We start from the raw sequence: 12,913 nt of genomic DNA on the forward strand, positions 1-12,913 counted from the left end.
CCCAAAGTGGGGCGCTATGCTTCTGTTTCTATCAGACTTCTGGTTTCACGCAGTCGGTTGATGATGCCCGGGTGAATGCCCCACAACGCGCCAAGGTTGAAATGGTCGCCCAGCAGACGTTTCGACTCAAAGACGTCCTCAAAATAAACGCAGAGTATAGGCTTGGGAAACTCACCATCTGCGAGCAGGATCTGGTCCAGATACGTATCGCCCTTCAACAGGTAATACGACTTTCGCGCGATCGCTACGATAATGATCGGCGGCTCTTCGGGTTCGGGTGGCCCAATCAACGCATTCATCATAATCCCTCCAGCATGGCGGCGAGCTCCGGATCCATATCGCCGTCATTGCCTGTGTCGTCCCCAGCGTCAGCTCCGATATGGTCGAATCCCGCAAGTAAATCGTCAAGCGACGAATCTTCAGACTCCTCTAAAACCGGCAGTTCCATTTCTATATCCGCTGCCGGTGCATCCGGAGCGGCGCGCGGTGCCGGTGTCGCTCCCGACCAAGGGCCCGAGATCTCTTCACCGTCGAGCGCGCGGAACGACCCAAGCCTGATTTCGTCGCGGCCCTTGACCCAGATCACAGGCATGAAGCCCCGAGCCAAGGTGTGCTGCGCCAGATCAGTCGTCAGGTTCCGTTCGGTACAGGGAAGCGCCACCTGGTCGCCAAACCGATCCGTGACGAAATGAAACGGAATGTCCCCCAGCGACATGACACTGCCCAAATCCATCGCTGCACCGTCTTTCTTGTACGTCGCAGCCAACAGAATGGCCACCAAAACCGCCGGGTTTGCCCACAACATGCCTTTCAGCCCCTCTACCTGACTGAATTCTTCAAACGCAAAGGAGTCGATGGGTTCAGTTTTCGCACCGTAGGGTCGGCGCAAAAGGAAACGTGGCGACGCTAGTCCCAGATAGGCAGCCTCGCGACGCGCACGCAGATTGTCCCAAGCCTTCGCCACCAGGGGGTGGCGGTCCTGCTTTTCCACATCCAGATAGGCAGGGGTCACGGCGGTAAAAAATGGTGCGTCCACATGGGCCGCAACCTGGCCGATCCGGGCCAGCAACTCCGCATGCGGCGGCGTTTCTTCGAAGGTGTAAAGCCCGAACAGCGCCGAAAATCCGCCAGCGCCTTCTTCGGGATCCAACACGTCTGTAAGCAGCCGGAAGATACCGCTTTCTGCCAGATCCTCTGACGCCGCGAGATCGGCGGCAAGCTCTTCGGCTGAGACATCATAGAGAACGATCTGCAGGTCGCTGTTCGTCTCGATCCGTCGCGCCAGCAGGTCGAGTGAACGCCACTGCGCCTCCACCGCCTGAAAATCCGGATGGTGCAGAACAAGCCGCATCGCCGTGCTGAGCGCCTGATCCACTGCGTCTGCAAGCGCCCCGGCCCCGGCATCGGGTGCCTTGACGACATGCGGGCCTACAATCTGTGCGATCAGGTCATCCGCCGGTCCCATCTTGGACAACCTGCCGGACGTGTCGCCGATCAGCGACTGGAATTCGCTCAGCTTCATATGCGCCGGGATCGATGTGGCCCCGGACCGCTTGGGCAGACGGATCGGCGTGCCATAAGCCTCGGCCCAGTCCTTGAGCCGCTGCGCCGCTTTCTCGACCATGGAGCCCATGCCAAGCTGCTGGCGGAGCCCAGAAATCTCGCCGAAAATCCCGAGCTTCTCGTAAATTGCATCCGGGTGCAGATCATCTATCTCGGACAGTTCTACCGAGACACTGCCGCCATTCTTACCGATGGGTAGGGTCAGAGTAGTGGCAAAGCCTTCGATCACCTCGTCCAGCGTATCGACATCCAGAATGACGGGCTGGCGCGCGGCCATCGCATCGCCGGTTTCGATAGCACCGCGTGCCGCACGACCGGTAAAGTCGCCGAAGAAGGCCATCCTGAACCCGTTCCGGTTCAACGCATCGCGTTCGGGCCGCGCGGCGCTAATGGTGCCGAACGGCGACTGCGGCGGCGGGCTATCCGCAGTAGCATTGCCTAGGTCTGTCCGGGGATGATCCCCCGCATCCCCATCCAGATCGGCCAACATGGCGTCCAGATTGTCCAGCTCGTTATCTGCGACCGTCGGATGGGTTTCTGCTACAGCTGAGACGTCCAGATCGTCGAGCAAATCGTCCAGAATGTCCGACACCTCATCTGCGGTCCCATCCAGTTCCGGTTCCGCAGCTTCCATCCCAGCCGACAGACCATCAAGATCGTCAACCGTTGGCTCGTCCTCGGCACCTGCCTCAGCCTGCGTCAGAAAGCCTTCTAGGTCATCGGTCTTGGTGGCCATTGTTTCCGCATTGGCGGGGCCTTCCAGATCGGCTAGGAGGTCCGCAAAATCGTCCGGTACGTCGGTATCAATCCGATCCGGCTCTGGCGTCTCCATATCTGCCAGCAAAACGCCAAGGCCGTCGGGTGTGGCGGGGACCGAAGCCTCGCCCGAAGAGTCGCCAAAGTCGGAAAGCAAAGCGTCGAAGTCATCCAGATCTTGCACTTGCGCGTCCATGTTTTCGGCAACTGACTGAGGCTCCGCCAGCAACGCATCCAGATCGATGTTGTCGGTGGGCGTCGTCGCCTCCACGGCCGAGCTCTCCAGAACGGCCAACATATCATCAAGATCGTCCAAGGCCGTTGCAGGGTCCGCCATGTCGGTCGCGGCAGGTATGTCATCGGGTGACAGCTCATTGGGGGCGGGAACCGTGTTGTCGTGAAGGCCCGCGAGAATGTCCTTCGTGTCCTCTTGGACCTCGGTTTCGGGGGTCGCCCTGATCCCTGAAAGTACCGCATCGGACGACGCCGTCGACACCTCAGCGATTTCGGGCAGTTCAAGCGCATCGAGTATGTCGTCGATCGCATCCGCCTGTGCTGCCGATGCGACGGAGGCGATCCCAGACAGCACGTTACCGGTGTCGTTTTCTGCGGTCTCAGGCTCTACTACGGGTTCTATACCCGAGAAGATACTGTCGAGATCGTCTTCCGGCGCAATCTCAGCCACCCGGTCGATGGCAGAAAGCACGTCCGCAGCACTGTCTTCTCCAACCTCTTCAGCGTCAGCTACGGGCGTAAGGCCCGACAAGACGGCAACGGTCTGGGACTCCGGTTCCGTCTCCGGCACGCGGGCGATGGCGTACAGAATATCGTTGCTGGTCGCTCGCGGCGGCGGTGCATCTTCCGCGTACTCTGCAAGGGCCGATAACACGTCTGCCGTCGAATCCAGATCCTCCGGCGTTTCGATCCGAGTAATGCCGGACAAAACATCGCCGGCAGTGTCCGTCTCAGGCGATTGTATCATCTCAGCCACACGCAATCCGGTCAAGGCTGCCGATACGTCGTCCTGCTCTTCCGGCTCGGGCGCAGGCCCTAGGGAGTTGAGCGCATCCGCCACGGATGTGTCCGGCGGTGCATCGACCGGGGCCTGCGCCGCCAAATTCGCTAGGGTGTCGTCAGTGGTGTCTTCCGGTCCATCCAATGCAGAAATCGGCGCGCGCAGCGACTCAAGCGCCGCCTGCCTGTCATCCGACGATGTCCCGGTGCCAGTCAGCGCCTGCAACAGACCTGGCTGCGCGAGCAGCTGCTCGATCAGCGCCTCGGCACCGGCCTTGCCGTCCATATAGGCCATCAGATCTGTCAGCTGCCTACGCGCCTCCAGCAGCGGGCGAAGCGGATCGAACTGTTCGGCAATTCCTTGCGGCGTGAAATCGGACATCTTTTTGAAAGTCAGATCGACCGCGAGCGATCCCTCACCGGTTAGGCTGTTAGGCACGCTAAATTGCGCCCTGGGTGCCATCGCCCGCATCCGGTTATCGAAATTGTCGACGTCGATTTCCAGAAAGCTGCGATCAGCCACGGGAGGTTGCTCCGAGGTGCCCGACAGATCCGACAGCACGCCCATCACAAAGGGAAGTTGTACCTTCTTCTCGGCACCGTAAAGTTCCACGTCATATTCGATCTGCACGCGCGGTGCGCGGTTGCGCGCGATAAATTTTTGACTGTCGCTCATTCCTCACCTCCACGCGCCTTGCGCAGTTCATCCCGCAACGCTCGGATTTCCTCGTGCAAAGCGTTCACCTGCGCGCCGACTTGATCGGTCTCTTTGCGCACCAGAGTGCGCAGCGTCTCGAACTCCGCCTCGGTCTCCTCTTCCACCGCTGATTGCATTGTGTTGACCAGCAGACCGATAAACAGATTGAGGACTGAAAAAGCGGTGATCACGATAAAGGGCACAAAAAAGGCCCAAGCCATCGGATAGACCTCCATTACCGGTCGAACAATTCCCATCGACCAGCTTTCCAGAGTCATGATTTGGAATAGAGAGTACAGACTTCGCCCTAGCGTACCAAACCATTCGTCAAACGAGTTGCCGTACATGATCGTCGCCATCACAGCAAAGACGTAGAACACGATCGAGATCATGATGATGACCGCACCCATGCCTGGCAGCGCATCCAACAAAGCCTGAACCACCGCGCGCATCTGCGGAATCACCGACAACAGGCGCATCGCGCGGATCACCCGCAGCCCACGCAGCGCCGACATGCTGTCGGTCTGCGGCAATAGTCCGATGCTCACCACGCAGAAATCAAAGATGTTCCACGAATTTCGAAAGAACTTCAGCCCGTAGGCATAGAGCTTGATCAGCAATTCCAACACGAAGATGACCAGCACCACCCTGTCAATCGTATACAGAAAATCACCGATATGGGCCTGCATATAGTCCGATGTGCTCAGGCCCAGAGTGATGGCGTTAAAGATGATGACGCCCATGATGAAAGTCTGCACCGAGGGCCGCTCGACGAACCTGCGCAATCGGGCGCGGAAGTAGGGATCCCGCTCCTTGCCCAAAGTCGTTCCATCACCTGTCCCCTCGGCGGCGCCGGGCACCTCAGACTGCTCATGGATCGACGCGTCGCTCGACATTACTTTACCTTTCTAGCCGCTTCGTTGAATTTCTTGCTGACAATCTTGACCGACTTTACCGCATCAGCCACCGCCTTGTCCTTGTTCTTATGCTCGTTGCCGAAACGCGTCGCCCAGTTCTTGGCCGCAGAACCAGTCGATTTTCCGCCCTTGACGAACGCAATCGTCTCGTCAAGGGCCTTCTCGTAGGTGTCGATAGTGCCTGACAACTTGACCAGCGACGCATTAACCTTGCCCGACTTCGAGATCATCTTACCGATGTCCTGCAACGCCGGATCGGCTTTGGTGTCGGTCGCCATCTTCGCACCCTTGGTCAGCAGGAAATTGGCCACGTCCTTGGTGGACTTGGCAGTCCCGTCGTACTCCTTCCTGACTTTGTCCAGAGCTGCGGCGGACTTCTTGAACGCCTCTTGCGCTGCCTCATCGCCTGACTTCTCAATCTCCACGCCAAGCGTGTAGACGGCTTTCACTACCTGGCTGGTCAGTTTCGAGAACATGCCAGATGTGTCGAGCGTATCGAATTTCTTCAGCGCTTCCTTGCCCGCAGCCAGTGCATTCTTGTTGTCACCCTTGTCGCTCTCGACTTCGTCCAGCGCGACCGAAACCTTGTCCTCTATCTGACCGGACATTTTCTTGAACAGCTTTTTTACCTGCGCCTCGGCATCATCGAGCGCCTTCTTCTCGTCTGGCGTCTCGTCCTTGTCGTTGCGCTGGAATTTGGCCTTTTTGCGCTCTTTGGGTCGGGCATTCAGGATATCCTTTTCCAACGCCCCCAGAACGGTCGCGAAAAGTGACAGCTCATAGCGGGCGACGGCATAGATACCGTCCTCGATCACTTTCTTCTTCCACTTTCGCGGATCAAGCTCCATCGTCCGCTTGAAAGTCAGATCGGTCACCCCACTCTCGGCGCCGGGCCGCGCCCGGAACCAGTCAGGGGGCTTCTTGGTCTTAGTCTCTCCGAACGGATTGATCTTGCGCTCGACGCTGATCTTGGTCTTTCCAACATCTGCCATTGTGTTCACATCCTCTTTGTAGGGGTTTGCCTAATTGGGCAGAACCACAAATCAGCCCACCTGCCCGCTCAGGCCACGTCGAAGAAAGTGCCGTCGATGGCCTTACTGCTGATCTTATCAAAGGCATAACCACCCACCGCGCCACCCAAGCCCATGCCCAGATCCTTGGCCGTCGTCGCAACCGAATTTCCATCAATGGGGGCTAGGGCCAGCGAGGCGAACTTGAGCCCCTCACGAAACACTTTAAGCGCCTTTGGGTCCTTCATCGACAGTTGCTTGACCCTGATCTTGAGCGTTTTGACCGGCACCTTCCACTTGACCGTTTCGGCATACATCTTCTGCACATCGCCGATCGCATCCGTGACTTTGACGTAATTGGCCCCCAGCGCATCATCGAGCTGTTTTTCGATCACCTTGCGCTGCGCAGTCTTGTTGGGTGCGGGGTGGCTCTTCAACCGATTGTCCACATCTCTCATGAACTCTTTTTTCATCTTGTCCTGTTGCGCGAGGATTTTGTTGAGCACCTTGCTCAGCTCATGCACCTTGACCACGATCTGCGCATATTTGGCGCTCAGCGTGTCAGCAGCCCCCTCAGTGGACTTGATCGTGGGCTGCGATATGCCGACGAATTCGTTAAAGACCGCGCCTGATATCTCGTTCGCCGCATAAACCCCAGACTTCTTCGCTGCCGTTTCAACGACCTTGAGGTTCAGCTCGACCACCTTCTTGGCGGCATCAATGGAAATTGCAATCTTGCCGATCTCGGTCGCCAGAGTGACGCCGGACTTCACGAAACCGATGATGCCCAATGCGGCTCCGGCCCCACCCGAGAAAGGCGAGGTCGCCATCGCCGCAATCGACACCGCTAGCCCCGCAAGTGTGCCCACGATGGTGGTGGCGATCTTGATTCTGAACTTCGACCATTCCTTCCTTTTCTTCTGCAGGCTGGCCCAAGCCTTCGCGACCTGGATCTCCGCCGCTTTCTCGGCCACCTTGACGTCGTTCTTTATCGCATTGTTCAACCCGTCGAGCTGCTTTTTCAGATCGGACTTGCTTGCCCCCTTGGAGACCATTTCAAGGAAACCCTTGTCGAACACCTTGCATTTCTGTTCGATCGTCTTGACGGTCTGGTCGTAGACCTCCATCGCCGCATTCTGGAATTCTTGGATCAACAGCGGGTCCTTCTCCGCCCCCTTCTCCATCTTCTTGTCCAACTCGACCACTACCTTGAAGCTAAGCGCAGGGGGTTTTACCATCCTTAGCCCCGAGACATTGATCTCGACGTTCTTCTTATCCATCACTGTATGCTTGGTCATGAGCCGTCCTCCATGCTCACTGCGTCCTGAGGATCAATCGAAGCTGTAGATGAATTCGCCGTCAACAACGTCGATGGCTACCTTCTCAACCTTGTTGCCCTCCATCATCCGACGCAGGAATTCGGCCGAGATGTCGGGCAGCATCGTGTTGGTCACGATCGCGTCGATCATCCGCCCGCCACTCTCCAGTTCCTGACACCGGTTAACGATCTCATCTACCACCGCATCGGAATACTCGAACGGCACACCGTGCGCTGCCGTCACACGCTTCTTGATCCGACCCAGCTGCAGCTTGGTGATTTCCGCAATCATGTGCGGGCTTAGCGGGTAATACGGGATAGCCACCAAACGCCCCAGCAGCGCCGGCGGAAACACCTTGAGCAACGGCTCGCGCAGGGCCTTGGCCATGCCTTCGGGTTCTGGCAGCAACTCGGGGTCCGAACACAGATCCATGATCAGCTCAGTGCCCGCGTTAGATGTCAACAAGATCAGCGTGTTCTTGAAATCAATCACCCGACCCTCGCCGTCCTCCATGACGCCCTTGTCGAATACTTGGAAAAATATCTCATGCACGTCCGGATGTGCCTTTTCCACCTCGTCGAGTAGCACCACCGAGTAAGGCTTGCGCCGCACTGCCTCGGTCAGCACACCACCCTCGCCGTACCCAACATAGCCCGGCGGCGCACCCTTCAGCGACGACACAGTATGCGCCTCCTGATACTCCGACATGTTAATCGTGATCACATTCTGCTCGCCACCGTATAGTACTTCTGCCAGTGCCAACGCAGTTTCCGTCTTGCCAACGCCGCTGGTGCCCGCCAACAGGAACACGCCGATCGGTTTACTGGGGTTGTCGAGCCCGGCTCGGCTGGTCTGAATACGCTTGGCGATCATCTTCATCGCGTGGTCCTGACCGATGACCCGGCGCGCTAGGTGTTGCTCCAGATTCAGTATTGTTTCGATCTCGTCCTTAACCATGCGTCCCACTGGAATGCCAGTCCAGTCGCCGACGACGTTGGCAACCGCCTGATGGTCCACGATGGGGAGGATCAGGGGGCTATCGCCCTGCTGCTCCACCAACTCGGCGTTCTTTGCCCTGAGCAGCGCCATCAACTCGGCGCGCTCAACGTCGCTCATCAGCGCAAGGCCCGCCTCCACCGACGCGGCCTCTGTCACGGCCAAACCCTGTGGCGGTTCGGCCTCATCCACCGGATGACCCGCGCCCCGTAGCTGCGCGCGCAGGCCAATTATCTCGGCAACCAAGGCCTTCTCGGCGTCCCAGTTCGCATTCAATCCAGCCAGCCTAACCTCTTCCTCATTCTTGGCTTCGGTCACCGCAGCGCGGCGCTCATCCACATCGAAACCGGCGCTTTCATCGCGCCCGATGATGTCAAGCTCCGTGCTGAAGGCTTCGATCCTGCGTCGACTGTCATCGACCTGCGCGGGCACCGCGTGCTGACTGACAGCGACCCGCGCACAGGCGGTATCTAGCAGGCTGACCGACTTGTCCGGCAATTGTCGCGCTGGAATATATCGCGCAGACAAAGTCACTGCGGCCTCGATTCCCTCGTCCAGCACTTGGACTCTATGATGCTTCTCCAACATCCCGGTGATGCCGCGCATCATCATGATCGCCTTGGGGATACTCGGCTCTTGTACGTGAACGACCTGAAATCGGCGGGTCAGCGCAGGGTCTTTTTCAATGTATTTCTTGTACTCGGCCCATGTCGTCGCACCTATGGTCCGCAGCGTACCGCGCGCGAGCGCTGGCTTAAGCAGGTTCGCAGCATCACCGGTTCCGGCAGCCCCGCCCGCACCTACCAACGTATGTGTCTCGTCCACGAACATCACGATCGGTGTGGGTGAACCCTGCACCTCGTCGATCACTTGCCGCAATCGGTTCTCAAATTCGCCTTTCATGCTGGCACCCGCCTGCAACAGGCCGACATCCAACATCAAAAGCCGTACGTCTTTCAGCGCCGGGGGTACATCGCCCCGCGCGATACGTAATGCGAAACCCTCGACCACAGCGGTTTTGCCTACGCCCGCCTCGCCGGTGAGGATCGGGTTGTTCTGCCGCCGCCGCATCAAAACGTCGACGATCTGCCTAATCTCCTCATCCCGACCAACGATCGGATCAATTTCGCCGTTGCGCGCCTGTTTGGTTAGGTCAGTGCAGAACTGATCCAACGCCTCTTGCTTGCCCATCTGCGACGGTGCCATGGCTCCCGATGCCTCGCCCGGTTCGGCCCCTCCGCCCGTCACCGATCCATCCTGTGGGCGCATCCGATCCTCGGGCGAGCCATCGGTTATCTTGTGAAAGTGCTCTGCCAGATCGTTTGACTTCACCCCGGCCAGCGTCGGCGAAATGCTGACGAGGGTATTGCGCAGGTTCGGTGTTTCAAGCATTCCGAGCAGGATATGCCCGGTCCGTACTTGGTTCGAGGAATAAAGGAGAGACCCCCAGACCCAGGCCCGTTCCATCGCATCCTCCAGATGCGACGACAGATCCGACACCGAACTCGCCCCGCGCGGCAGGTTGTCCAGCGCCCTCGTGATCTCAGTGGCGATCTTGCCCATGTCCAGATTGAAATGGTCGATAATCCGGTGCAGGTCGCTATCCTGGTTGTTCAGGATCTGGTGGATCCAGTGCACGATCTCGACATAGGGGTTGCCGCGCATCTTGCAGAACACCGTCGCCCCTTCGATGGCCTTGTAACCAAGGCTGTTCAGCTTGCCAAATAGCGCAACGCGGCTGATTTCCGTCATTTCATGTCCTTCCTGTCATTGTCGCCAGATGTATCTGGGCGTTCGGCTCCAGAAACAGGTTATCGGCATCTTTCTTGATCTTGTTCTCTCCGATCCAGCTGGTCTGACCCAGCCGCACCGTCTCGCCCAGCTTGGCGCGCGGTATTTCGTCGGCGCACAGCACCAAGTTCACATCCCAGTCCATCGCATCACCCGCGTAATTGCGCACGATGGCGCGCAGCCGTGGCAGAGACTCGCCGCCCGGCAGCAAGCGGATGTAATCGGACAGACTCAGTGGCCCCAGCCGCAGCCGGAACTTAGCCGAACGTGTCCAGACCCGCTCTCCAATCGAGGTTGTGCGCCCCAGCGCCGCTGGCACTCCCATTCGCCAGCGGTCATCTGGCTCCAGATACAGCCAGCAGCCGACAAATTCCTGCACCTGGACCTTCGTGCCAAAGAAGGCCTCGACGATGGACCGCAGACCCTCGGCGTTCTTCGGCCCTTGCGCGAGCAGCCCGGTAAAATGACGCTTGGCCAGATCTGGCAGGTCGTCCGATTTGCGTAAATGGGTCCCGTGATAGCCCGCTATGGCCGCGATCTTTCGTTCAATCCCGTCGTTGTTGCCGCGGTCGAAGCTCGGCGCGGGTTGTCCGGAACGCCAGGCACGGTAAAGCAATGTCATCAGCCGATGAGTCAGGATGTTCGCAAATTCCACGAAGGTCGGATCTCGGTGATGGCGCAACCGGGCGCGGGCATGTTCCGTCAGGTGCAGCGGTAGCGGCCCTTGCGGGCCGAACAGGCCGAAGAAGCGGTTGGTCAAACGCCCCGGCTTGCCGCCACGGGGCGGCGTGAACCCGGCCACAGTCGAAGGCGGAAACGACAGCTCAGCCTCTTGACCAAAACGCACCTTGTCCTCACGCGGGCGGCGCGCCTCCCCGAACCGGGGCGCGTCCGGAAACGCCGCTTCCAGTATCCGGAAAGCATGGAATATATGATGTTTTTCAGGGTCCTGACTCAGCCGCTCCAGATGCGTCAGAGGATCCGTCCCAGACCTGTCCGGGGGCGCCATCGGGTAATCTCTCCGCGCTGCTGGGTGACAAGCACCGTTTCTGTGAAACTGTTGATAGATACATATTTACGAAAAAACCGCTCAAGCACGGCACCCAACAAATAGACGCTGGTGCCTTCAAAAAAACTTTCGTCGAAGGTGATGGAAATCTCCAAACCGCGCACTGCCGTAGACAGTACCTCGTCCGACATGCGCCGCACGATGGGCCGAGTCGACACGCCAGTCAGCCCTTCAAGTTGCTTTTCAAGGACTTTGTTGCCCGACGGCGCGTATATTCCAATCAACTCACGCAGCGCCGCACCGCCGTCGTCCTTGCCGGTTTCGGCGATAGACAAGTAGTTGAGGCTGAGATGCGAAATCAGACGCCACGCCGTGTCCCCTTGGGCCAGCGTCGGGCGCGGGCGCGTTGGGCTGACCGGCGTGGTGACATGCGCCACCGGTCCACCTTCGGGCAGGTGGAAAACGTCCTTTGATCCGGTTGGCAACAATAACGGTAGGTCGCGGTTCGTGACCATCGCCTGAACCGCCAGTTGATCCAGGCTGGCCGAAAACGGGGCCTGCGCGCTGTCCACAAGAGAAAGATACAGCTCGGACCCCAGATAGGATGTCCGCACTCCCTTGAGCCGCTCACGTTCTGCACGTTGCCGCATCTTGCGTGACTGTGTGTAATAGGCCGTGTGCCGCTCTCCAGCGGCGGTCAGGTCGTCAGCAGAATAGAATGGGCGAAACGGGACGTCCTGATCTCCCTCCCCCGAAATCCCGGCCACGCTCTCAATCGAGAATATCTCGAAATCGAGCGGCGCGGTACGATCAGCGACAACATGGTGATCAACGTCGGCTCCCGATACATGTACCCTGTCGCAGCGCTTGTGGAACAGGTTGATTGCCGGCGTCGCATGCAGCGTGAAGGCCTCGGGCGTAACGCCGGACGCGATGTCCGGCGCGCCATCTCGCAAAAGGATATAGATATCAACTTCGTGCCCCTTGGCGCGACCGATGGCCATGCTCAGCCCCTGCAATTCCACAAAATGGAACCGCTCCGGCATTGCAAAATACTCCTGCAACAGGCGGTAGCCGTCGAATGACCGCTGCGGCGTAGGCAACAGCGCCTCTTCGGGTTCGTAGCCGCGCGGCACCACGCGACCGTTCGGCAGTTCCGCGATCCAATCGTTCCGCCGGTCGGTGGACCGGCCCACCATTCCCGTTACCTGCGTGCCGAGAAGCTCGTGCAGTTCCCAGTTCTTGCCCTCTTGTCCGTTTAGGAACAGAACCAAATTGTCCAGCGACAGATCGGCAATCGGCAGCTTGCCGAACCTGCTTAACCGCAGCCGTATTCCCGCCCGCGCCTCGGTGTCGCGCGATATGCCTGCCGCTGCAAGCTCCCCGCGACCGTCGATATATTCAGCTTGCGTGATTGTGATCGGCCACAGCGTCACGTCGCTGGAGCTGCGAAAGACGCAGGGCGTGTGGTCATCCTCACCAAGCGTGCTGCGCATGACGGAATGGCGCGGAATCAAATAACCATCGGCAAGTGCGGCGTTCTGCATGTCGGGCTCGAATGCGGCTACCATCATCGAGGGTAACGGCGCCAAGTAATGCGGATAGATGATTTCCAACAGATGCGACGTCAGCATTGGATATTGCAGCTCCAGCTCAAGCTGGACACGCGCAGACAAGAATGCAACGCCCTCAAGCAACCGTTCCACGTAGGGATCGACAACTTCGACACCGTCCATACCCAGCCTAGCCGCGATCTTGGGGAAAGCTTCTGCGAACTCGGCGCCCATATCGCGCATGAAGGCCAGTTCACCTTCGTAATGTTTCAACAGGCGTGTATCCAT

General features: G+C 58.7%; 8 protein-coding genes. All 8 read right to left on the reverse strand.

The features are described from left to right. Positions 1-14: 14 nt before the first annotated feature. Positions 15-299 (reverse strand): hypothetical protein, encoded by a 285-nt coding sequence (locus ROS217_RS01890; protein ID WP_045686363.1) that lies wholly within the window; start codon positions 297-299, stop codon positions 15-17. Continuing rightward, a complete protein-coding gene (gene tssB, locus ROS217_RS24950; RefSeq protein ID WP_009815954.1) occupies positions 299-4,009 on the reverse strand; it encodes a type VI secretion system contractile sheath small subunit in 3,711 nt (1,236 codons plus the stop codon). Before tssB ends, ROS217_RS01890 begins: the two co-directional genes overlap by 1 nt. Further along, a complete protein-coding gene (locus ROS217_RS01900; protein ID WP_009815955.1) occupies positions 4,006-4,926 on the reverse strand; it encodes an ion transporter in 921 nt (306 codons plus the stop codon). The genes tssB and ROS217_RS01900 overlap by 4 nt, the downstream gene beginning before the upstream one ends. Next, the gene (locus ROS217_RS01905) at positions 4,926-5,939 is read right to left on the reverse strand and encodes a hypothetical protein (protein WP_009815956.1); all 1,014 of its coding nucleotides are present in this window, start codon (positions 5,937-5,939) and stop codon (positions 4,926-4,928) included. The genes ROS217_RS01900 and ROS217_RS01905 overlap by 1 nt, the downstream gene beginning before the upstream one ends. A 68-nt stretch (positions 5,940-6,007) precedes the next feature. Further along, positions 6,008-7,255 (reverse strand): hypothetical protein, encoded by a 1,248-nt coding sequence (locus ROS217_RS01910; protein WP_009815957.1) that lies wholly within the window; start codon positions 7,253-7,255, stop codon positions 6,008-6,010. 33 nt (positions 7,256-7,288) lie between these two features. Next, complete coding sequence (gene tssH, locus ROS217_RS01915) at positions 7,289-10,024, reverse strand: type VI secretion system ATPase TssH (protein ID WP_009815958.1); 2,736 nt, start codon at positions 10,022-10,024, stop codon at positions 7,289-7,291. 1 nt (position 10,025) lies between these two features. Beyond that, positions 10,026-11,072: a type VI secretion system baseplate subunit TssG gene (tssG, locus tag ROS217_RS01920; protein WP_009815959.1), complete on the reverse strand. Its 1,047-nt coding sequence runs from the start codon at positions 11,070-11,072 to the stop codon at positions 10,026-10,028. Then, a complete protein-coding gene (gene tssF, locus ROS217_RS01925) occupies positions 11,036-12,913 on the reverse strand; it encodes a type VI secretion system baseplate subunit TssF (RefSeq protein WP_009815960.1) in 1,878 nt (625 codons plus the stop codon). The genes tssG and tssF overlap by 37 nt, the downstream gene beginning before the upstream one ends.

Source organism: Roseovarius sp. 217 (assembly GCF_000152845.1).
Classification (GTDB): Bacteria; Pseudomonadota; Alphaproteobacteria; order Rhodobacterales; family Rhodobacteraceae; genus Roseovarius.